This is a genomic window from Agromyces soli, from assembly GCF_022811605.1.
GTDB lineage: Bacteria > Actinomycetota > Actinomycetes > Actinomycetales > Microbacteriaceae > Agromyces > Agromyces soli.
Window position 1 is genome coordinate 3,713,440 of sequence record NZ_CP094533.1, and the last position, 21,431, is coordinate 3,734,870.

The 21,431-nt window shown below is 72.8% G+C and carries 21 protein-coding genes, 1 tRNA gene and 1 pseudogene; 6 read left to right on the forward strand and 17 right to left on the reverse strand.

What is annotated here, in order from left to right:
- Positions 1 to 113: 113 nt before the first annotated feature.
- Complete coding sequence (locus MTP13_RS17725) at positions 114 to 992, reverse strand: M48 family metalloprotease (protein WP_243568961.1); 879 nt, start codon at positions 990 to 992, stop codon at positions 114 to 116.
- 26 nt (positions 993 to 1,018) lie between these two features.
- The gene (locus tag MTP13_RS17730) at positions 1,019 to 1,585 is read right to left on the reverse strand and encodes a LemA family protein (protein ID WP_189086555.1); all 567 of its coding nucleotides are present in this window, start codon (positions 1,583 to 1,585) and stop codon (positions 1,019 to 1,021) included.
- 157 nt (positions 1,586 to 1,742) lie between these two features.
- Here MTP13_RS17730 and MTP13_RS17735 point away from each other — a divergent pair, with 157 nt between their 5' ends.
- The 3 genes and pseudogenes from MTP13_RS17735 to MTP13_RS17745 all read left to right on the forward strand — a co-directional run bounded on the left by MTP13_RS17735 (position 1,743) and on the right by MTP13_RS17745 (position 3,995).
- Entirely contained in the window at positions 1,743 to 2,441 is a 699-nt protein-coding gene (locus MTP13_RS17735; protein ID WP_243568962.1) for a TetR/AcrR family transcriptional regulator, read from the forward strand.
- Positions 2,434 to 2,937, forward strand: a pseudogene (locus MTP13_RS18315) (ABC transporter ATP-binding protein); the annotation flags it as partial. The gene MTP13_RS17735 and the pseudogene MTP13_RS18315, both read left to right, overlap by 8 nt.
- A gap of 323 nt (positions 2,938 to 3,260) precedes the next feature.
- Entirely contained in the window at positions 3,261 to 3,995 is a 735-nt protein-coding gene (locus MTP13_RS17745) for an ABC transporter permease (RefSeq protein ID WP_243568964.1), read from the forward strand.
- Between the two features lie 32 nt (positions 3,996 to 4,027).
- Here MTP13_RS17745 and MTP13_RS17750 read toward each other — a convergent pair whose 3' ends face one another.
- The 4 genes from MTP13_RS17750 to MTP13_RS17765 all read right to left on the reverse strand — a co-directional run bounded on the left by MTP13_RS17750 (position 4,028) and on the right by MTP13_RS17765 (position 8,758).
- A complete protein-coding gene (locus MTP13_RS17750; RefSeq protein WP_243570883.1) occupies positions 4,028 to 5,341 on the reverse strand; it encodes a D-arabinono-1,4-lactone oxidase in 1,314 nt (437 codons plus the stop codon).
- A 59-nt stretch (positions 5,342 to 5,400) separates the two neighbouring features.
- Positions 5,401 to 6,567 carry an alanine racemase gene (locus tag MTP13_RS17755; protein WP_243570884.1) on the reverse strand — a complete coding sequence of 389 codons (1,167 nt, stop codon included), beginning with the start codon at positions 6,565 to 6,567 and terminating at the stop codon, positions 5,401 to 5,403.
- Positions 6,568 to 6,815: 248 nt separating this feature from the next.
- Entirely contained in the window at positions 6,816 to 8,150 is a 1,335-nt protein-coding gene (locus MTP13_RS17760) for an MFS transporter (RefSeq protein ID WP_243568965.1), read from the reverse strand.
- The gene (locus MTP13_RS17765; RefSeq protein WP_243568966.1) at positions 8,147 to 8,758 is read right to left on the reverse strand and encodes a TetR/AcrR family transcriptional regulator; all 612 of its coding nucleotides are present in this window, start codon (positions 8,756 to 8,758) and stop codon (positions 8,147 to 8,149) included. The genes MTP13_RS17760 and MTP13_RS17765 overlap by 4 nt, the downstream gene beginning before the upstream one ends.
- A 112-nt stretch (positions 8,759 to 8,870) precedes the next feature.
- Between MTP13_RS17765 and MTP13_RS17770 the strand changes: the two genes are divergently transcribed.
- Positions 8,871 to 9,797, forward strand: a complete 927-nt coding sequence (locus MTP13_RS17770) for a Ppx/GppA phosphatase family protein (RefSeq protein WP_243568967.1) — start codon at positions 8,871 to 8,873, stop codon at positions 9,795 to 9,797.
- 6 nt (positions 9,798 to 9,803) lie between these two features.
- Here MTP13_RS17770 and MTP13_RS17775 read toward each other — a convergent pair whose 3' ends face one another.
- From MTP13_RS17775 to MTP13_RS17825, 11 genes are all read right to left on the reverse strand, one after another.
- Positions 9,804 to 10,355: a DUF6036 family nucleotidyltransferase gene (locus MTP13_RS17775; RefSeq protein WP_243568968.1), complete on the reverse strand. Its 552-nt coding sequence runs from the start codon at positions 10,353 to 10,355 to the stop codon at positions 9,804 to 9,806.
- The gene (locus MTP13_RS17780) at positions 10,352 to 10,960 is read right to left on the reverse strand and encodes a helix-turn-helix domain-containing protein (protein WP_243568969.1); all 609 of its coding nucleotides are present in this window, start codon (positions 10,958 to 10,960) and stop codon (positions 10,352 to 10,354) included. The genes MTP13_RS17775 and MTP13_RS17780 overlap by 4 nt, the downstream gene beginning before the upstream one ends.
- Positions 10,961 to 11,037: 77 nt before the next feature.
- Positions 11,038 to 11,111 (reverse strand) — tRNA-Leu (locus MTP13_RS17785).
- A 122-nt stretch (positions 11,112 to 11,233) separates the two neighbouring features.
- Positions 11,234 to 12,814, reverse strand: a complete 1,581-nt coding sequence (locus MTP13_RS17790; protein ID WP_243568970.1) for an NAD(P)/FAD-dependent oxidoreductase — start codon at positions 12,812 to 12,814, stop codon at positions 11,234 to 11,236.
- A 35-nt stretch (positions 12,815 to 12,849) separates the two neighbouring features.
- Positions 12,850 to 14,133, reverse strand: a complete 1,284-nt coding sequence (locus MTP13_RS17795) for a S8 family serine peptidase (protein ID WP_243568971.1) — start codon at positions 14,131 to 14,133, stop codon at positions 12,850 to 12,852.
- The gene (locus MTP13_RS17800; protein WP_243568972.1) at positions 14,130 to 14,684 is read right to left on the reverse strand and encodes a DUF501 domain-containing protein; all 555 of its coding nucleotides are present in this window, start codon (positions 14,682 to 14,684) and stop codon (positions 14,130 to 14,132) included. The genes MTP13_RS17795 and MTP13_RS17800 overlap by 4 nt, the downstream gene beginning before the upstream one ends.
- Complete coding sequence (locus MTP13_RS17805) at positions 14,681 to 15,349, reverse strand: FtsB family cell division protein (protein WP_243568973.1); 669 nt, start codon at positions 15,347 to 15,349, stop codon at positions 14,681 to 14,683. The genes MTP13_RS17800 and MTP13_RS17805 overlap by 4 nt, the downstream gene beginning before the upstream one ends.
- 91 nt (positions 15,350 to 15,440) lie before the next feature.
- Positions 15,441 to 16,721: a phosphopyruvate hydratase gene (gene eno / locus MTP13_RS17810; protein WP_243568974.1), complete on the reverse strand. Its 1,281-nt coding sequence runs from the start codon at positions 16,719 to 16,721 to the stop codon at positions 15,441 to 15,443.
- Positions 16,722 to 16,851: 130 nt separating this feature from the next.
- A complete protein-coding gene (gene hisS, locus MTP13_RS17815; protein WP_243568975.1) occupies positions 16,852 to 18,120 on the reverse strand; it encodes a histidine--tRNA ligase in 1,269 nt (422 codons plus the stop codon).
- An 80-nt stretch (positions 18,121 to 18,200) separates the two neighbouring features.
- Positions 18,201 to 18,911, reverse strand: a complete 711-nt coding sequence (locus tag MTP13_RS17820) for a nucleoside triphosphate pyrophosphohydrolase (protein WP_243568976.1) — start codon at positions 18,909 to 18,911, stop codon at positions 18,201 to 18,203.
- 34 nt (positions 18,912 to 18,945) lie between these two features.
- Entirely contained in the window at positions 18,946 to 19,638 is a 693-nt protein-coding gene (locus MTP13_RS17825) for a LysE family transporter (protein WP_243568977.1), read from the reverse strand.
- A gap of 104 nt (positions 19,639 to 19,742) precedes the next feature.
- Between MTP13_RS17825 and MTP13_RS17830 the strand changes: the two genes are divergently transcribed.
- Together MTP13_RS17830 and MTP13_RS17835 are read left to right on the forward strand one after the other, a co-directional pair.
- On the forward strand, positions 19,743 to 20,942 hold the full coding sequence (locus MTP13_RS17830; protein WP_243568978.1) for a Na+/H+ antiporter NhaA: 1,200 nt from the start codon (positions 19,743 to 19,745) through the stop codon (positions 20,940 to 20,942).
- The gene (locus MTP13_RS17835; protein ID WP_243568979.1) at positions 20,939 to 21,304 is read left to right on the forward strand and encodes a hypothetical protein; all 366 of its coding nucleotides are present in this window, start codon (positions 20,939 to 20,941) and stop codon (positions 21,302 to 21,304) included. Before MTP13_RS17830 ends, MTP13_RS17835 begins: the two co-directional genes overlap by 4 nt.
- Positions 21,305 to 21,431 lie beyond the last annotated feature (127 nt).

The following is a 21,431-nucleotide window of genomic DNA, read 5'->3' on the forward strand; positions in this document are numbered from 1 at the left end:
CGGGCGCACGCCGAGCAATGAGCCGGCACCGGGCGCACGCCGAGCAATGAGCCGGCACCGGGCGCACGCCGAGCAATGAGCCGGCGCCGGGCGCACCTCGCGTCCCGCGCAGCCTAGAAGCTGCCGCCCATCTCCTCGAGGCGCTTCACGCGCTCGGGGATCGGCGGGTGCGTGGCGAAGAGGCGGTCGACGATGCCGGGCTTCAGCGGGTCGGCGATCCACAGGTGCGCCATCGAGGTGTTCTGCCGCTGCATGGGCCGGCCGTACGCCTCGAGCTTGAGCAGCGCCCGCGCGAGCGCATCGGGGTGCCGCGTGGTCATCGCGCCGGTCGCGTCGGCGAGGTACTCGCGCTGGCGGGAGACCGCGAGCTGCACGAGCGTCGCGACGAGCGGCGCGACCAGCATCGCGACGATGCCGAAGATCATGACGATGGGGTTGCCGTTGTTGTTGCCCCGGCCGCCGAAGAACGCCATGCGCACGAGCATGTCGGAGATGAACCCGACGGCGACGACGAGGCCGAACACGATCATCGAGAGCCGGATGTCGTAGTTGCGCACGTGCCCGAGCTCGTGCGCCATGACGCCCTCGAGCTCCGCGTCGTCCATCAGCTCGAGCAGGCCCGTGGTCGCGGCGACGGAGGCGTGCTGCGGGTCGCGACCGGTCGCGAACGCGTTCGGCGCCGGGTCGGAGACGACGTAGACGCGCGGCATCGGCGTGCCGGTCGTGATCGACAGGTTCTCGACGACCCGCCAGAGCCTCGGGTGCTCGGCCTTCGAGGTGATCTCGATGGCGCCGGACATGGCGAGCGCCTGCCGGTCGGCCGTGAAGTACTGGATGAGGGCGTAGCCGATCGCCACCACCAGCGTGATGATGACGATCGTCAGGTTGCCGTAGATCGCGGCCGCGAGCCAGCCGAGCCCGCCGATGATCAGCAGGAAGAGCAGGATCGTGAAGACGGTGTTGCGTTTGTTCTTGGCGATTGCGCGATACATCGGGTGGCGTCAGCGCTCCAGTCGCGTCAGAACTGCACGCGCGGCGGCTCGGCGATCGCCGCCGGCTCCGCGACCTCGAAGAACTCGCGCTCGTGGAAGCCGAGGCCCCGCACGAAGAGGGTGTTCGGGAAGACCTTGATCTTCGTGTTCAGCTCGCGCACCCCGCCGTTGTAGAAGCGGCGCGAGGCCTGGATCTTGTCTTCCGTGTCGACGAGCTCGGACTGCAGCTGGAGGAAGTTCTGGCTCGCCTGCAGCTGCGGGTACGCCTCGGCGACCGCGAAGATCGACTTCAGCGCCTGCTGCATGTGGTTCTCGGCGGCTCCGGCCTCGACCGGGCCCTGCGCCTGCAGGGTCTCGGCGCGGGCCTGGGTGACCGACTCGAACACGGACTTCTCGTGCGCGGCGTAGCCCTTGACGGCCTCGATGAGGTTCGGGATCAGGTCGGCGCGGCGCTTCAGCTGCACCGTGATGTCGCTCCACGCCTCGTCGACGCGCACGTTGAGCGTGACGAGGGAGTTGTACGTGGCCCACAGGTAGATGCCGATGATGAGGACCAGCGCGACGACGATGATGACGGGAATGAGCCATTCCATGGCTGATCAGCTCCTAGCCTGCGGGAATCGGGGTGCCGTCTCATCTTATCCGCGCGCCCGGGCGGCGACCGGGTTTCCCATGAGACTCGAAGGCTTCTCACTCTCGGCTCGCGCCCGACGTGTCGCGCACGCGCAGCCGGGGCGTAGGCTCTCGCTCGTGGAGCAGGAGGGCACCCGGGTCACCGGTCGCCGCCGCGGCCGCCCGCGGGCCGCGCAGGTCGGCGCGGCGCGCGGCCGCATCATCGCCGCCGCGACGCAGGAGTTCGCCGAGCGCGGCTACGAGGCGGCGTCGATCCGGTCGATCGCGCGGCGCGCGGAGGTCGACCCGGCGCTGATCCGGCACTACTTCGACGACAAGCAGGCGCTCGTCGCCGCCGTGGTCGAGGTGCCGCTCCGCCCGGACCGCATCGTCCAGGGCGCCCTCGACGGGCCGCTCGACGCGGTCGGTGCGGGGCTCGTCGCCGGGGTCCTGCGCGCCTGGGACTCGCCGGCCGTGCGTCCGGCGGCCCTCGCGGCGCTCCGCGGCGCGGTCGGTCACGGCCCCGTCTCGCGGATGCTCCGGGAGTTCCTCCGCCGCGAGCTCATGCACCGCATCGCGACCCGGCTCGTCGAGGCAGGCGTGGACGACGGCGAGGCGCAACTGCGCGCCGAGTTCGCGGTCTCGCAGCTCGTCGGGCTCATCATGGTGCGCTACGTGCTCGTCGCCGAGCCGCTCGCGAGCCTCGATCCCGGCGAGATCGTGCGCCGGCTCGCGCCCGTCGTGCAGTTCCACCTCGACGGCGGCGCGGGGTTTCAGAGCGGCGCGGGGCTTGACAGCGGAGGGCCCGCGGCGAAGAATTCCCCGCATGATGAATAACGCGGATGCCTCGGGCGGCGCCGCCGTCGTGGTCCGCGGGCTGCACGTCCGCCGCGGGCGGAACGAGGTGCTCGACGGGCTCTCGCTCGCCGTGCCGCGCGGCCGCATCGTCGGGCTCCTCGGCCCGAGCGGCAGCGGCAAGACGACGCTGATGCGCGCGATCGTCGGCGTGCAGGTCATCCGCTCGGGCGAGATCGAGGTGCTCGGGCTGCCGGCCGGCAGCACGGCGCTCCGCACCCGCGTCGCCTACGTCACCCAGCAGCCGAGCGTGTACGACGACCTCACCGTGCGGCAGAACCTGCGCTACTTCCGCCGGGTGCTCGGCGCCCCCGCGTCCGACGTCGAACGCGTGATCGGCCGTACGGAGCTCGGGCCGGTCGCCGAGCGGCTCGTCGGCACGCTCTCCGGCGGTCAGCGCGGCCGGGTCTCCCTCGCCGCCGCGCTGCTCGGCTCCCCGGAACTGCTCGTGCTCGACGAGCCGACGGTCGGCCTCGATCCGGTCCTGCGCGTCGAGCTGTGGGCGCTGTTCCGTGCGCTCGCCGACGACGGGGTCACGCTGCTCGTCTCGAGCCACGTCATGGACGAGGCGAAGCGCTGCGACCGCCTGCTGCTCATGCGCGACGGCGAACTCCTCGCCGACGACACCGTCGACGGGGTGCTCGAGGTCACCGGCACCGACGACGTCGAGGCGGCCTTCCTCCGGCTGATCGAACGCGGCGAGCCCGACCTCCGCTCCCCCGCCGAGGCCGCCGACGCGGGCGGGCACGGTCGCCACGCGGCATCCCCCGCTCCCGCCGAGCGCGCGCCGGAGGAGTCGCGATGACCCTCACCCGCACCTTCGCGACCGCGGGCCGGGTGCTCGCGCAGATCCGGCACGACCCGCGCACCATCGGCCTGCTCGTCGTGGTGCCGAGCCTGCTGATCGGCCTCGTCGCCTGGATCTTCACCGACACCGATGTCTTCAGCGGCATCGGGCCCGCGATGATCGCGCTGTTCCCGTTCATCGTGATGTTCCTCGTCACGAGCATCGCGACCCTCCGTGAACGGCGCAGCGGCACGCTCGAGCGGCTGCTGTCGATGCCGCTCGGCAAGGGCGACTTCATCCTGGGCTACGCGCTCGCCTTCGGGCTGCTCGCCGTCGTGCAGACGGCCGTCGCGGTCTCGTTCGCCGTGTGGGTGTGCGGGCTCGAGATCTCGGGCTCGATCTGGCTGCTGTTCGCCGTGGCGGTCGCCGACGCGCTGCTCGGCACGGCGCTCGGGCTCCTCGCGAGCGCCTTCGCGCGCACCGAGTTCCAGGTGGTGCAGTTCATGCCCGTGCTCGTGTTTCCGCAGATCCTGCTCGGCGGCATCTTCATCCCCCGCGACCAGCTGCCCGCCGTCCTCGAAGCGATCAGCGAGTGGCTGCCGCTCAGCTACGCGATCGACGCCCTGCAGGCCGTCGCCGCCGATTCGGAGTCCACGGCGTGGGTCGTCGGCAAGCTGCTCGTCATCGGCGCCTGGATCGTCGGCTCCATCGTCGTCGGCTCCGTCACCCTCCGCCGACGCACGCCGTAGCCGACGAGCGTCCGGCGAGCCGCGCGGCCCGGCTACGCGCCGAGCACCCGGTCGAGATAGTCGTTGCGGAAGCGCCGCTCGGGGTCGAGCTGCTCGCGCACGGCGAGGAAGTCGTCGAAGCGCGGGTAGCGCTCGCGCAGCGCGGCGGCGTCGAGCGTGTGCATCTTGCCCCAGTGCGGCCGCCCCTCGTGGGCGAGCATGATCTCCTCGACCGCGCGGAAGTACTCCGTCGGGTCCTCGCGGAAGTAGCGGTGCACCGCGAGGTACCCCGTCTCCCGGCCGTGCGCCGTCGACAGCCAGTTCTCGTCGGCCGCGGCCGCGCGCACCTCCACCGGGAAGCTGATCCGCCAGCCGCGCCGCTCGATGAGCCGCTGCACCTCCCGCAGCGCCTCGGGCACGGCGGCGAGCGGCACGGCGTACTCCATCTCGCGGAAGCGCACGGTGCGGTTCGTGACGAACACCTTCGGCGAGAAGTCGGCGAAGTCGCGGCTGCCCTGCAGCCGCTCCACCTGGCGGGCGAAGAACGGCACAACGGGCGGCACCGCGGTGCCGAGCGCGCAGACGCCGCGGTAGACGCCGTTCGCGAGCAGCTCGTCGTCGAGGTAGCGCGCCATCCGGCCGAGCGGCTTGCGGGGCGCATCGCCCGGCAGCCGGGTGTTCGTCTTCGTCATCGCGATCTCGGTGTGCGGGAACCAGTAGAACTCGAAGTGGTCGGCGTCGCGCACGCGCTCGTCCCAGCCGTCCAGCACCTCGGCGAGCGGCTCCGGATGCTCGTCGGCGTGCAGCACGTACCGCGGCACGAGCTGGAGCGTGAGCTCGACGAGCACGCCGAGGGCGCCGAGGCCGAGGCGCACGGCCGGCAGCAGCTCCGGGCGGGATGCCTCGTCGACGGTGAGCAGCTCCCCCGTGCCGGTGACGAGCTTCGCACCGACGATCTGGGTGGCGAGCCCGCCGAAGCCGAGGCCGGTGCCGTGCGTGCCGGTCGAGGTGGCGCCGGCGATCGACTGCCGGTCGATGTCGCCCATGTTCGGCAGTGCGAGCCCGTACGGCGCGAGCAGGGCGGGCAGTCGGTGCAGTCGGGTGCCCGCGCCGAGCGTCACCCGGCCGCGCTCGACGTCCACGTCGATGACGCCCTCGATCGCGTCGAGGTCGAGCTGCACGCCCGGGGCCACGGCGATGCCGGTGAAGCTGTGGCCGGCGCCGACGGGCTTGATCGCGAGTCCCGCGGCGGCCGCCGCGGTCACCGCGCGCTGCACCGCCTCCGCGCTCGCGGGTCGCTCGACCCGCACCGGACGCGCCTGTTCGGTGCGCCCCCAGTTGCGCCAGATCGCGCCCGTCGCCGCCACGGCATCCCGTCCTCTCGTCACCGCGCCGCGCTCGCGCGCGCCGTCCGTCGTCGTCCCCGTCACAGGAACGCCCAGCCTTCGCCGCGGTACGTCGGCAGCTCGCCGACGACCGCGTCGCCGTCGACGACCGCGAAGGCGTTCAGGTGCTCCGCGAGCTCGCCGGACTTCGTGTGCCGGAGCCAGACCCGCTCGCCCACCCGGAGCCGCCTCGCGGCGCGGCCGGTCACGGGCGACTGCACTTCTCCGGCCATCTCGCGCGGCAGGAGCTCGAGCCCCTCCGGCCAGACGATGCGCGGCAGGCGGTCGGGCCCGGGCGGGCCGGAGGCGATCCAGCCGCCGCCGAGGATCGTCGCGTGCTCGGCGCTCGGCCGGCGCACGACGTCGAGCGCGAAGGCGGCCGCGGGTGCCGGCGCGAACTGCGTGTAGCCGTCGAAGAGGTGGCCGGCGAGGATGCCGGAGCCGGCGGCGATCTCGGTGATCGACGGGTCGGCGCTCGTCGCCTCGAGCGAGCCGGTGCCGCCGCCGTTCACGAACTCGAGCTCGGCGTGCTCGCGGATGCGCGCGATCGCCCGGGCGCGGCGTTCCAGCAGCTCGGGCATGGAGCGCGACTGCATCCACCGGTTCACGGCCCCGTCGACGGGCTTGCCGGGAGGCGCGGTCTGCACGCCGGCGATCTGCGCCTCGTACGACATGACGCCGACGAGCGCGAAACCCGGCCGGGCGGCGAGGTAGGCCGCGAAGGCGCCGGCGTCGTCGGGCTCGTGGATCGGCGAGCGGCGGACGCCGAGGTGGCCGAGCACGGGCGCCTGCCAGGAGGCGTCGAGCTCGAGGCACACGCGAATGGTCTCGCGCTCGCCCGGGGGCAGCACCACGTCGACGAGGTCGAGCTGGGCGGGCGAGTCGACCATGAGGGTGATCTTCGCGGCGAGCTCGGGGTCGGTGGCGAGGCGCCGGATGCTGCCGCGCTCGGCCGTCGGGTAGCCGACGACCACGTCGTCGACGGTGTCGGCGAGCCGGATCGCCTCGGCGAGCGTGTAGGCGAGCACGCCCCGGTACCCGGGCATCCGGAGCAGCGCCTCGATGACGCCGCGCACGCGGATCGACTTCGAGGCGACCCGGATGGGCGTGCCCTGCGCCCGGCGCACCATGTCGGCGGCGTTGTGCCGCAGCGCGCCCAGGTGAAGCGCGCCGACGGGCGCGTCGAGGTGGGCGGTGGCCGCGGTCATCCGGGTCCAGTACTCGGCCGGGTCGCGCCAGACCGCGGCATCCGCCGTCGGCCGGCCCGTGAGCCGGAGATCGATGGCCGTCACGCCGGTGGCCTCCTTCGTCGTCGCGGTCTGCTTCGTCATCGTGGTCTGCTTCGTCGTCGCGGTCTGCTTCGTCATCGTGGTCTGCTTCGTCGTCGCGGTCTGCTTCGTCGTCGCGGTCTGCTTCGTCGTCGTGCCGGGTGTCGCGGCCGGCCGCTTCGCGGCGCTCATGCGACGCTCCGCACTCTGGCGACCGCGAACGCGCCCGCCGCGGCGAAGGCGGCGGACAGCACGAACACGAGCAGGAAGGAGCCGGTGAGCACGACCGCGGCCGCGCCGATGAGCGGCGCGATCGCCTGCGGCACGGCGGAGGCGATGTTCATGATGCCGAGGTCCTTGCCGCGGCTCGCCGCATCCGGCAGCACCTGCGTCGCGAGCGCCTGGTCGACCGAGAGGAAGCAGCCGTAGCCGGCGCCGAGCAGGCCCGCGGCGATCATCGCGACGGTGAGGTCGGGCACGAGGGCGAGCAGCAGCGCGGCGAGCGCCTGCAGCCCGGAGGCGACGAAGACGAACACCCGGCGCTTGCCGGTGCGGTCCGACCACCGGCCGAGGCCGAGCGAGGCGAGCACCACGAACACCATGTAGATGAGCGTGAGCACGATGAGGTCGTCCTCGGCGTTCTCGTCCTTCAGACCGAACATCAGGAAGTACAGCAGCAGGCTCGTGCCGAGCGCGTTGCCGACCGAGACGAGCACGCGGCTGAGCAGCGTCCAGCCGAAGTCGGGGTAGCGGCGGGGGCTGATCCACAGGGAGGAGAGGATGCCCCGCGCGGTCACCCGCGCGCGGTCGGCGGCGAGCAGGGGCTGATCCCGGCGCAGCAGGAACGGCACGGCGAGCAGCACGAGCAGGAGGGCGAGCACCGCGTACCCGGCCACCTGGCCCGCGACGAGCTCGGTGACGAGCAGCAGGCCCGCGATGATGCCGACGGCCTGCGGGGCGGACATCCAGCCGGACACGAAGCCGCGCTGGCCGACCGGCACCTGGTCGGAGATCGTCGCGGTGAGCGCGGCGGTCATGATGCAGAAGCCGACGGATGCCGCGACCCACGCCGCACCGATCGCCCAGATCTCCGTCTGGAAGCCGAGCAGCACGAGCGAGAGCGCGAAGACGAGCGCGCCGATCGCGATCCACGGCCGCCGTCGGCCGAAGCGGCTCGTCGTGCGGTCGCTCATGGCGCCCGTGAGCGGGTAGGCGATGATCGTCGCGACGGCCGCGATGCCGGAGATGATGCCGAAGGCGACGACCGAGTCGACCCAGTTCTCCGGGTGCAGCTCGGCGTCGATCTGGGCGGGGAGCAGCAGCTGCACGGGGGTCAGCTGCGCCATCCACACGCCGAACCAGACGGTCGCGAAGGCCGCGATCCACCCCGCCGAGACGCGGCGGATCGGTTCGGCGAAGGCGCCGACCGCGCCGCTCGCCGTGCCCACGCCGATGCCGTGCGGGCCGGGCGCGGAGCCGGGCCCGGCGCCGGGGTCGGACGCGCCGGGGTCGATTCGGGTCATCGGGGGTCCGCCATTCTCGAGAGGGCGTCGGCCGCGGCGGCGACGACGCGGGCGGCGGCCGCGTCGTCGCGGTCGACCAGCCAGGTGATGGTGAGGCCGTCGGTGAAGGCGACGAGCACCCGGGCGACGTGCTCGACGGGCAGCCGCCAGCGTGCGCCGGTGAGCTCGGCCGCGGCCTCGAGGGCCTCGACGACGAGCTCGGCGTAGCGCTCGTACTGCGCGACGGCGAGGGGATGCCGCTCCGGCGAACGGAGCGCGTACTGGGTGAGCTCGAGCATGGCCTGCTCGTGCTCCGGGTCGGCGCGGAGGTGCTCGAAGTAGCGCAGCAGGCCGGCCTCGACGAGCTCGGCGAGGCTCGCGCCCTCGCCGGCCGCGGCGATGAGTTCCTCGGGGGCGACGGCCTTCCGCTCGCGGGCCACGACGGTGCCGATGAGCTCGTCGACGAGCTCGTCCCGCGACTCGAAGGCGTAGTGGAAGCTCGCGAGGCTCATGCCGGCCTCGCCCACGATCGCGCGCGTCGTCGCCTGCGCGAGGCCCTCGCGGGACACGACTCGCAGCGCGGCCTCGATGAGCGCCGAGCGGCGGTCGGCGGCAGACATCCGCGCCATCGCGTCCTCCTCGCCGTCGAGTCGTCGCGACGACCGCGTCGCGACGAACTGGGACAGTTGACCCAGTCGCCTCAGTATGCAGCATCCGGCCCGGGATCGCTACGCTCGCTTCATGCGCCTCGGTGTTCTCGATGTCGGTTCCAACACCGTCCACCTCCTCGTGGTCGACGCCCACCCCGGCGCCCGCCCCATCCCCACGGCCTCGAACAAGTCGGTGCTGCGCCTCATGCGCTACCTCGAGCCCGACGGCGCGATCAGCCCGGAGGGCGTCCGGGCCGTGCTCTCGGCCGTCGGCGAGGCGGCCAGGGCGGCGCGCGAAGCCGGCATCGACGAGCTGCTCGCCTTCGCCACCTCGGCGATCCGCGAGGCCGCCAACGGCGAGCATCTGCTCGACCTGGTCGAGCGCGAGACCGGCATCCGGCTCGACGTACTCTCCGGCGAGGACGAGGCCCGGCTCACCTTCCTGGCGGTGCGCCGCTGGTACGGCTGGTCGGCCGACCGCATCCTGCTCTTCGACATCGGCGGCGGCTCGCTGGAGATCGCGCTCGGCGGCGACGAGGTGCCCGACGTGGCCCGCTCGCTCCCGCTCGGCGCCGGGCGTTCGACGATCGCCTTCCTGCCCGACGACCCGCCCTCGGTCGAGCAGGTCGGCCGCCTGCGCGAGCACGCGCGGCGCGTCATCGAGGGCGCGCTCGGCGACTTCCGCGCGTACGTCGGCCCGGACCACGTCGTCGGCTCCTCGAAGACGATCCGCTCGCTCGCCCGGCTCGCGGGCTGGACCGAGGACGGGGTGGGATCGTCGGGCCGCGCCATGCTGAAGCTCAAGGGCCTCGACGACTGGATCCCCCGGCTCGCCCGGATCCCCGCCGACGCGCGCCCCGCGCTGCCCGGCATCACGGCCGACCGCACGTTCCAGATCGTCGCCGGCGCCGTCGTGCTCTCGGAGGCCATGCGCGCCTTCGACGTCGACGAGCTCGACGTCTCTCCCTGGGCGCTGCGCGAGGGCCTCATCCTGCGCCGGCTCGACCACCTCGACTGAGGGCGGTCAGTGCTCGCGTCGCGCCAGGCGCCGCACTTCGGCCATCACGTCAGTCGCGAACCACAGGTACGACTGGCGCCCGTCCGGCAGCTCGACCGAGTCCTCGCCGTACACCTCGTAGGCGATGTCGACGAGTTCGGCCGGGTCGGTCAAGCCCTCGTGTCGGGCGAGCAGGACCAGATCGCTGGCATCCTTGTCACGCCCCGCCGCGAGCTTCATCGCGATCAGTTCCCTCGGCGAGGCGACCGACACCGAGAGCGATCCCGATGCGACGGGAGTTCCTGAGACCCGGAGCCAGCCGCTTCCCGCCGCATTGAGCCACCGAGCGGGCAGCCCGAGATCCTCGGCCATCTCCGCGACGATTCGTTCGAGGTCCCCGCTCGGCTCGATCATGGCGTCGATGTCGCGCGTCACCCGCACCCCCGGGTCGTCGGGGTAGTTCAGCAGCATCGCCGCGCCGCCGGCGATCTTGATCGATCCGGAGATGCCGGCCGCCGCGAGCCGTTCCGCGAGCTCGTCGAGGAGGGCGCGGACCTCGGGTGCACCGAACGCGCTCATCGGGTGCTCAAGGAGTTCGCGTCCACGTAGATGTTGAGCGCTCGAAGGTAGTCCGGCGTCGTCGCCTTCGCCTTCTCCTGCAGCGAGGGGAATCGAGACACGTACCAGCGACGGGGCAGCCTCGACGTGGCTGCCCAGTCGGGGCGACGGGACTCGGAGATCGCGCGGCCGTAGACGGCGCGGAACAGCTGTTCCCATCGTTCGTCCTTGATGGTGGACGGACGATCCGCGAGTTCGACCGCGCTGAGCGCGTCGACGTCACTCGCGATCACATCGGCCGCATGGGAGATCACCCGGAGGGCGAGACTCGGTTCGCGTCGGTCGAGCGCCTCGTTGACCCGGTCGGTGACCGCCGCCGGCGTGTAGTCGGCGTAGGCGGTGACCGGGGTCATGGAGAGTCGCAGTCGAAGCTGCATCGCTTCGAGGGCGCGGGAGAGGGTGTCAAGCCTGATGCTGCCCGATCGCTCGGACCGCTCCATCTGGGAGACGGCGCCCGCGGTCACTCCAAGGCGCGCCGCGAGTTCGGCACCGGTGATGCCGAGTTCGTCGCGGGCCGCTCGAATGAGATCCGACATGCGGCAAGTATAGCTGGAGCTGATATTCACGCACGCGTGCCCCCACTGGAATTCGAGCCCAGACTGCGGCCGGGCTCGAGCACGGCGGCGCCTGCCGCCGCCCGGCGTGCCCCCACTGGGATTCGAACCCAGACTTGAGCGGGTTTAAGCCGCCTGCCTCTGCCGGTTGGGCTATGGGGGCACGGCCTCCCGGGGCGCACACGCCCGAGACGCCGAACGCGGCGCCGCCCAGGGGGCGACGCCGCGTCACAGTGTAGTCAGGCGCTGCGTAGTCAGGCGCTGCGTAGTCAGGCGCTGTACCGCCTACTTGGCGGCGACGACCTCCTCGGCCTTCGCCTCGGCGGCGGGGGCCTCGGCTGCCGGCTCGGCCGGAGCGGCCTTCTTCGCGGGCGTGCGCTTCGCCGGAGCCTTCTTCGGCGCGGCCTCGCCGGCCTCGCTCTTCGCAGCCGGGGCCTTCTTCGCGGCGGCCTTCGCCGGCGCAGCCTTGGGCTCCGCCTTCGCGGGCGCTGCCTTGGGCTCCGCCTTCGCGGGGGCGGCGGTCGTCGTCGGCGCGGCGTCGGCGGCCGGCTTGGGACGAGCGGCGAACTCCTCGAACGCGGCGCGCGGGCGCTGCACGGCCGACAGCGACACGATGTCGCGACCGAGCCAGAAGTTGTTCCACCAGCCCCAGAACACGCGGAACTTGCGCTCCCAGCTGGGCATCGCGAGGCCGTGGTACCCGCGGTGCGCGAACCAGGCGAGCAGGCCCTTGATGGCGAGCTTGCCGGACTGGAACACGCCCGAGCCGAGGCCGAGGCCCGCGACGGCACCGAGGTTCTTGTGCACGTAGTTCTTCGGCTCCTCGCCGCGGAGCACCGCGACGACGTTCTTCGCGAGCAGCTTGCCCTGACGGACGGCGTGCTGGGCGTTCGGCACGCAGTAGCCGCCGACGCCGCCGCCGGTGAGGTCGGGCACGGCCGAGATGTCGCCGGCCGCCCAGGCGTCGGCCACGATGTCGTCGTCGTCGCCGACGCGGAGGTCGGCGCGGGTCTTGATGCGGCCGCGCTCCTCGACGGGCAGGTCGCTCGTGCGGACGATCGCCGGGTTCGCCATGACGCCGGCGGTCCAGACGATGAGGTCGGACTCGAAGCTCTCGCCCGTCGACAGCTCGATCTTGCCGTCGACGGCGCTCGTGAGCTGCGTGTCGAGGTGGATCTGCGCGCCGCGCTGGTCGAGGTGCTTGATCACCCAGTGGCTCGTCGGGAGCGACACCTCGGGCATGATGCGGCCCATCGCCTCGATGAGGTGGAAGTGGGTGTCCTCGAAGCTGAGCTGCGGGTAGTACTCGAGCAGGGCGCTCGCGAAGGAGCGCAGCTCGGCGAACACCTCGATGCCGGCGAAGCCGCCGCCGACCACCGTGACGGTGAGCAGTCGGTCGCGCTCGGGACCGGCGGGCAGGTTGGACGCCTTGTCGAAGTTCGAGAGCAGGCGGTCGCGGATCGCGACGGCCTCTTCGATGGTCTTCAGGCCGATCGCGTTCTCGGCGATGCCGGGGATCGGGAAGGTGCGCGAGACGGCGCCGCCGGTGACCACGACGATGTCGTAGTCGAACTGCCACGGCTCGCCCTCGGCGGGCGTGATCGTCGCGGTCTTGGCCGCGTGGTCGATCTTCGTGACCTTGGCGGTGACGACGTTCGTCTTCTTGAGGTGGCGGCGCTGCGCGACGACCGCGTGGCGGGCCTCGATCGAGCCGGCCGCGACCTCGGGCAGGAAGGGCTGGTACGTCATGTAGGGCAGCGGGTCGACCACGGTGACCTCGGCTTCGCCGGGACGCAGCCACTTCTCGAGCTTCCACGCGGTGTAGAAACCTGCATACCCGCCACCGACGATGAGAATCTTGGGCACGGTGAATGGACTCCTTGATTTGTGGGGATGGGCGGTCAGTCCCCGCCGCCGCGGGTGCTCCGCCTGATATGCCGAGTGGCGCCGATGCCCAACAGCGCTGCTAGCGTACCAAATCCCGCGACCAGTGAGAGCGGGATCGTGATATATGCGAGCGTCCACGAGGTGGGGAGCAGCGTCTGCGTGCTCGCCGACTCGGGCAGCGGCGGGTCGGCGATCGGCACGATCTGCTCGTCGGGCGCCTCCGTCGCGGGCGCCTCGCCGCTCGCCCGGCGGTGCAACCGGATCCAGTCCGAGAGGCTGCCGAGCGGGTTCGCGTCGACCTTCGGCACGTCCTCGGTGAGGGCGGCGACGGGGTCGATGAGGCCGTAGCCGTAGAGCGGCCCGCCGACGGGATGCCCCTTGGGGTCGGCGGTGGAGATGACGCGGTTGATGACGTTCGCCGCATCGAGATCAGGGTATTCGGCGCGCACGAGCGCCACGAGGCCGGAGACGATCGGCGCGGCGGCGCTCGTGCCGCTCCACTGCACGTAGGAGCCGTCGGGGCGCACCCCGACGAGGTCCTCGCTCGGGGCCGCGACCGCGATCGTGATGCCCTGCGAGCTCGCGTCGAAGCTCGCGTTGCCCTCCCGGTCGACGCCGGCCACGGTGAGCACGCCCGGGATCGTGGCGGGGGCGCCGACCTCGGTGGTGCCGCTGCCGCGGTTGCCCGCCGCCGCCACGATCACGACGTCGTGCTCGAAGGCGTGCATGAACGCGGCGTCCCAGCTCTCGGGCCAGTCGCGGGTGTTGCGGGTGAGCGACATGTTGATGACGTCGGCGCCGTTGTCGACCGCCCAGACCACGGCCTCGGCGATCTGGTCGTCGTTCGAGGCGCTCGCCCCGGTCTCCTCGCCGAAGGCGACGGAGGCGGTGAGGATGGATGCCTCGGGCGCGACGCCGATGACGCCGTTCCCGGGCGTCGAGCCGCGACCCGCGAGGAGCGAGGCGACCATCGTGCCGTGCTCGGGCTTCTCGCCGACCGGGGTCTGCCCGTCGGGCGAGCCGAGGCCCGAGACGTCCGTGCCGCCCGTGATCGCGCCCTTCAGCTCGACCACGGTGCCGGCGACGCCGGTGTCGATCACCGCGACCGTGACGCCCTTGCCCTTGGTCGTGTTCCAGGCGGTCGAGAAGCCGTACTCGCTCAGCCAGTACTCGAGGTCGCGCACCGTGTCCGCGTGCGCGGGAGCCGCGCCGACGCCGACGAGCGCCGCGGTCGCGGCGGCGAGGGCGAGCCCGCGCACGATCCGCGAGGCGCGCCCGCCGCGCCGGCGGCCGGTCATCGGGCGGGCTCCGCTGCGGGCGGCGCGCCGCTGGCCTCGTCCACGCCGTAGTCGGCGCACTGGCACACCTCGGGCGTCCAGCTCGAGCGGGCGAGCGCGAGGTCGCCGATGGGGTTGGCCCCCGGGCCGGCCGCCAGCGCGTGCGCGGCGACGGCGTGCAGGCACTTCACCCGGGTGGGCATGCCGCCGGCGGAGACGCCCGCGATCTCGGGCACCTCGCCGAACTGCGCGCGGTCGGCCAGGTACTCCTCGTGGGCGCGGGCGTAGCCGGCGGCCACCTCGGCGTCGGCGTGCAGCAGCTCGTTGCACTCGACCATGAGCTGCGCGGCCTCAAGGAAGCTCATCGCGGCCGTCGCGGCGGGGTGGCTCAGGTAGTAGAACGTGGGGAACGGCGTGCCGTCGGCGAGGCGGGGGGCGGTCGCGACGACCGTCGGCGCACCGCACACGCAGCGGGCGGCGATGCCGACGACGTTGCGCGCCGCTCGGCCGAGCTGCGCCGAGACGATGCGGAGGTCGCGCTCGGCGACGGGCTCGAACGGCGGGCGGGTCATCGGGTACCTCCGGAGGTGGCCGCGGCGGGCGGCGTGGTCGCTGCTGGGTCGGCGGGTGGGGCGCTCGGCTCGGTCGCGCCGGGTGCGAGGCCGGCGGTCATGACGGAGTCGAGGAGGCTCGAGAGCCAGTCGTGCTCCGCCTCGGTCACGTCGGCGGAGACGGCGTGCTCGGCCTCGGTCTTGTCGGCGTCGCTGCGGTCGTCGATGACGAGGTAGCTCACCTCGCCGGGCAGCACGTAGTAGAGCCGCTCGCGCGCCTGGGTGACGATGAACGTCTCGTCGCTCCAGCGCTCGCGCTCGGTGCGGAGCTTCGTGAGCTCGGCCTCCTGCTGGGAGACCTCGGCGCGCAGCTCGGCGATCTGCTGCCGCTGCGCGGCGAAGGAGGAGACCGTGGGCGCGAGCACGACGACGGCGAGCACGAGCAGGCCCATCATGATGAGCGAGAACCCCGAGAAGCGGATGCCGCCGAGCCATCCCTGCCGCACGGCTCCGGCCTCGGGCGCCTCGGCGGCCGCCGAGGCGGTGCGTCGCCGGGTGCTGCGCGAGCCGGTCGATCCTGCCGGAGCGGGCGGGGTGGTCGTGGGCTCGGGCTCCGGGGCCGCGGGGGTCGCGCGCTTCGGGGGCTGCGGCCGCCCGGGGCGCTGGGGACGCTTCGGTCCGCTCATCGCGCCTCCTTCCCGGCCGATCGCCCGGGGAACGCAGCAGGGGGCGGCCGCCTGGCCACCCCCTGCTGTCGCAGCTCGCGCTGCGATCGTCTTACGCCGTGAAGCGCGGGAACGCCGTGCGGCCGGCGTACACCGCGGCCTCACCGAGCTCTTCTTCGATCCTCAGAAGCTGATTGTACTTGGCGACCCGCTCGGAACGGGCGGGCGCGCCCGTCTTGATCTGGCCGCAGTCGGTCGCGACCGCGAGGTCGGCGATCGTCGTGTCCTCGGTCTCGCCCGAACGGTGCGAGAGCACCGCGGTGTAGCCGGCGCGCTGCGCGAGCTTCACGGCGTCGAGGGTCTCGGTGAGGGTGCCGATCTGGTTCACCTTCACGAGGATCGAGTTGCCGGCGTGCTTCGCGATGCCGTCGGCGAGGCGCTTCGGGTTGGTCACGAACAGGTCGTCGCCGACGAGCTGGAGCTTCTGCCCGAGCGAGGCGGTGAGCTCGGCCCAGCCGGCCCAGTCGTCCTCGGCCAGCGGGTCCTCGATCGAGACGAGCGGGTACGCGTCGGCGAGCTCCGCGTAGTACGCGTTCATCTCGGCCGCACTGCGGTCCTTGCCCTCGAAGCGGTAGACGCCGTTCTCGAAGAACTCGGTCGACGCGACGTCGAGGCCGAGCGCGATGTCGGTGCCGAGGGTGAAGCCCGCCTTCTGCACGGCCTCGGAGATGAAGTCGAGCGCGGCGCGGTTGTGCGCGAAGTCGGGGGCGAAGCCGCCCTCGTCGCCAAGGCCGGTCGACAGACCGTTGGCCTTCAGCAGGCTCTTCAGCGCGTGGTAGGTCTCGACGCCCCAGCGGAGGCCCTCGGAGAAGGTCGGCGCGCCGACCGGGAGGATCATGAACTCCTGGATGTCGACGCCGGTGTCGGCGTGGGCGCCGCCGTTGATGATGTTCATCATCGGCACGGGCAGCACGTGCGCGTTCGGGCCGCCGAGGTAGCGGAACAGCGGCAGGTCGGAGGCGTCGGCCGCGGCCTTCGCGACGGCGAGCGAGACGCCGAGGATGGCGTTCGCGCCGAGACGGCTCTTGTTGTCGGTGCCGTCGGCCTCGATGAGGGCGGCGTCGACGAGGCGCTGGTCGCTCGCGTCGAGGTCCTCGATGGCCGGGCCGAGCACGTCGAGCACGGCGTCGACGGCCTTCTGCACGCCCTTGCCGAGGTAGCGGTCGGCGTCGCCGTCGCGCAGCTCGTACGCCTCGAACGCCCCGGTCGACGCCCCCGAGGGCACGGCCGCCCGGGCGAGCGATCCGTCGTCGAGGAGGACCTCGACCTCGACGGTGGGGTTGCCGCGCGAATCGAGAATCTCGCGCGCGCCGACTGCTTCGATGAATGCCACAGTGGACTCCTCTGATGGGGGCTTCGTGGGGTTGGGAAGGTGTGGACGACGCCATCGTGATCCGCCGCCCAGTCTAGGGGCGTCGGCGGGAGCCACAACTCCGCGGGGAGCCGACGCCGCGGGGCGCCGGCTACTCGCCGAGCTCCCGGAACTCGAGCGCCGAGGCATCCGCCGTCTCGGCCGTCACGCTCGCGAAGGCGTCGAAGCCGTCGGCGGTGACCCGGTCGAGCAGCGCGCGGAAGTTCTTCACCCGGCGCTCCAGCCGGACGCGGACGCCGGAGGCGACGAGCTCGCGCTTGATCGCGAGCAGCCGTTCGGCGGGCACCGCGCCGTCGTGCACGAGGACGACGGCGCGCGGGCGGCCGGCGTCGCGGAGCTCCAGCAGGTCGACGATGCGCTCGAAGCCGATGGAGAAGCCGCAGGCCGGCACCTCCTGGCCGAGGAAGCGGCCGATCATGCCGTCGTAGCGTCCGCCGCCGCCGAGCGAGTAGCCGAACTCGGGGTGCGCGATCTCGAAGATCGTGCCCGTGTAGTAGCCCATGCCGCGCACGAGCGTCGGGTCGAACTCGATGGCCGCGCCGGGCAGCGCCTCGCGCAGCGCGCGGAGCTCGGCGTAGGCGTCGAGATCGAGCCAGGCGGGCGGAGGGACGACGCCGTCGTGCAGGTGCCAGTCGGCGGCGGTGAGCCCGTGCAGCGCCTCGACGACGACGTCGGGCGAGGCGACCGCACCGGTCTCGACGAGCTCGGCGGCGACCCCGTCGACCCCGATCTTGTCGAGCTTGTCGACGGTGATGAGCGCGCGCTCGCGGAGCTCGGCGGGCACGCCCCAGGCGGCGAGGATGCCGGCGAGGATGCGCCGGTCGTTCAGGCGGATGGTGCAGCCGGCGAGCCCGAGCGCGTCGAGCGTCGCGACCGTCGCCGTCAGCAGCTCGAGCTCGGCGAGCGGGGTGGCGTCGCCGATGATGTCGATGTCGCACTGCACGAACTGGCGGTAGCGCCCCTTCTGCGGGCGCTCGGCCCGCCAGACCGGGGCGATCTGGATGGAGCGGAACACGGGCGGCAGAGCCGCGCGGTGCGTCGCGTAGAACCGGGCGAGCGGCACCGTGAGGTCGTAGCGCAGGCCGAGGTCGGCCAGCGAGAGCGGGTCGCCCGCCGCGGCCGCGGCGCTGAGCTCCGCCTCGCCGAGCCCGCGCTTCATCACCGCGAAGGCGAGCTTCTCGTTGTCGCCGCCGAGGCCCGCGTGGAGCCTCGAGCTGTCCTCCATGACCGGCGTCTCGATCTCGTCGAAGCCGTGCGCGGCGTAGACCCCGCGGATGACGCCGAGCGCGTGCTCGCGGCGGGCCTTCTCGGCGGGCAGGAAGTCGCGCATGCCGCGCGGAGGCGTGACGGTCTGGGCCATGCGCCCATTCTTCCAGGCGCGGGCGGGTGCCCGCGCCGCCGGGCTGCCGGATGCGCCGGGCCGCCGGAGGCTCCGGTCGGCTAGCGCGGCCCGGTCTGCGCGGATGCCTCGGCGGCCCGCACCACGTCGGTGAAGTCCCGGACGGCGCCGCGCAGCGCGCGCTCGGCGTCCAGGCCACGGTCGCGAGCCTCGGCGACGAGCCGGAGCAGCGCCTCGCCGAGCTCGGCCTCATCGCCCGGGAACGACTCGCCCGGGAACGACTCGCCCGGGGACAGCTCGCCCGGGGCATCCGCCCGCGGGCTCGGCGCGACGCCCGCCTTCTCGGCCTTCGTCAGCACCTTCGCGGCGAGCGCGAGCGCCGGCATGCCCATCGGCACGCCGTCGAGCACGCTCGTGCGGTGCGGCTTCTCGTCGGCCTTCAGCTCGTCCCAGAAGCCGACGACGTCCTCGGCGGTCTCCGCCTCGCGATCGCCGAAGACGTGCGGATGCCGCGCCACCATCTTGGCCGTCATGTGCCGGGCGACGTCCTCGAGATCGAACTCCTCGCCCGGGGTGTGCGCGGCGAGGTCGGCGTGGAAGAGCACCTGGTAGAGCACGTCGCCGAGCTCCTCGATCATCTCGGCGCGGTCGCCGGACTCGATCGCGTCGATGAGCTCCCAGCACTCCTCGACGAGGTACTGCACGAGCGAGGCGTGCGTCTGCTCGGCGTCCCAGGGGCAGCCGCCGGGGGCGCGCAGCAGCGCGACCGTGGCGATGAGCTCGTCGAGGGCGGGGTGAGCGGCGGCGGTCATGCGCCCAGCCTAGGCGGGCAGGCGGCGGGCGGGCCTAGTGCACGACCGCGAGCAGCACGCCGACGCCGATGAACAGGCTGCCGAACAGCCGGTTCACGATCCGCTGGCCCCGCGCGGAGGCGGTGAGCCGGCGCAGACCCTGCGCCGCGACCGCGAAGAAGCCCCACATCACGATGACGTCGACGATCACCACGGTCGTCCCGACGACGAGGTACTGCGGCAGCAGCGGCAGCCCTGGGCGGATGAACTGCGGCAGGAAGGCCAGGAAGAACACGATCGCCTTCGGGTTCAGCAGGTTCACCCACAGCCCCCGCCGGAACATCGACCAGCGCGACTCGCCGGGTGCGAGGGCGGTGGGCGCGGCATCCGCGTCCGCCTCCGTCTCCCCCGGCTCCACCGGCTCCGTCGGCTCCGTCGGATCCGTCGGCTCCGTCGCGACGCTCGGCTTCGCGAGGATCTGGCGGATGCCGAGGTACACGAGGTAGGCGGCGCCCGCGTAGCGGATGATCTCGAAGAGCACGGGCGAGCCGGTGACGAGCACCCCGACGCCCGCCGCGACGATGACGATGTGCACCACGAGGGCGGCCTGCTGGCCGAGGATGCCCCAGATCGAGCGGCGGAAGCCGACCGCGAGCGAGTTGCCCATCGTGTTGATCGCCCCGGCGCCCGGCGTGAAGCTGATCACGAAGCAGGCGGCGAGCAGCGTCGCCCAGAGCGAGAGGGTCACCGCCCCAGCGTAGGGGCGGCGCAGCACCCGCACGGTAGGATCGTTCGCGGAGTGCCGGGAAGTCTGGTCGGCGAATGAGATCGAAGACCGTACGAAAGGCTCGCATGAACCTCCTCCGATCCGAGCGCTGGGCCGCCGTGCTCCTGCTCGTCGCCGCCGCCCTCGGCCTCCTGCTCGCGAACACCTCGGCGGGCCCGGGCCTGCTCGCGATGAAGAGCGAGCACCTGGAACTGCCATGGCTCGGCCTCGACCTCTCGATCGGCCATTGGATCAGCGACGGACTGCTCGCGATCTTCTTCTTCATCGTCGCGGTCGAGCTGAAGCGCGAACTCGTGATCGGCGAGCTGAACAGCCTCTCGAAGGCGCTGCTGCCGGCGATCGCCGCGGTCGGCGGCGTCATCGTGCCGGCCCTCATCTATCTGGCGTTCACCGCCGGCACCGCGACGGTCGACGGCTGGCCGATCCCCACCGCCACGGACATCGCCTTCGCCCTCGGCGTGCTCGCCGTGTTCGGCACCTGGCTCCCGACCCGTGTGCGGGTGTTCCTGCTCGCCCTCGCCGTGCTCGACGACCTCATCGCGATCCTCATCATCGCCTTCTTCTTCACGAGCGACGCCGACCTCGCCTCGCTCGGTTTCGCGGGCATCGCGATCGCCCTGTTCGGCGCGGTCAGCCGCATGATGAAGCCCCGTTCAGCGTGGATCCTCGCGCGCCGCCCGCAGTGGCCCATCGTGGGCGTGCTGATCCTGCTCGGCGTGCTCGCCTGGTACTTCGTCTACCAGTCGGGGGTGCACGCGACGATCGCGGGCGTCGCCCTCGGCCTCGTGATGGCCCGTCGCCCCGGCGGCCGAGCCGTGCACGCGCTCGAGCCCTGGTCGAACGGCGTGGTGCTGCCGCTCTTCGCGCTCTCCGCGGCGATGGTCGCGGTGCCGCAGCTGAGCCCCTCGCAGCTCGACCCGGCGTTCTGGGGCATCCTCGTCGGCCTCCCCGTCGGCAAGATCGTCGGCATCCTGATCGGCGGCGGCATCGGGGCGCTCGTGGCGCGCCGCCGCGACAGCACGCCGCTCACCTGGGGCGATCTGCTCGTGGTCGGCGCGCTGGGCGGCATCGGCTTCACGGTGTCGCTGCTCATGAACGAGCTCGCCTTCGCCGGGCTGCCCGAGGTCGCCGACGAGGGCACGCTCGCAGTGCTGCTCGGCTCGGGCATCGCGATCGTCGTCTCCGCCGTCGCCGTGTCGCTGCGCTCCGCGCAGTACCGCCGCCGCGGCGCACGGGCCGGCGTGGGCGGAGCATTCTCACGATGAGCGCGGCGGACGACCCCGGCGGCCCCGAGCTGCCCGATGACGCAGGCCTGCCCGGCGACGGCCTGCCCGACGGTGCCGATCCGGCGAGCGCGCACCTGCGCGCGGAGCTCCGCCCCCGGCGGCTCCGCGGCCTCGGCAAGCTCGTGCACACCGTGCTGCTCGTCGCGGGCGAGGCGACGAGCCTCGGCGGCCCCTCCGTCGCGGAGCTCGTGGTCGTGCGCGCCGACACGGCGGCCCCCGTCATCCGCACGAAGGCCGGCTCGCTCGTCGAGGCCGACGGGCTGCTGCAGCAGATCCGCACCGACCTCGAGTCCATGACGGTCGCGGAGTTCCTGGCAGAGTGGGGCCACCTGAAGCCCTAGGCCGGCCGGGCGGCAGGAGGATCGCACTTCGGGAGGACCGGATGCCCCGAGGCATCCTCCCTCGGCGACGATCTCCTCCCGGCGCGCCTCTCCCGGCGCGCGTGCGAGCCGCGGCCCACGGGCCCGC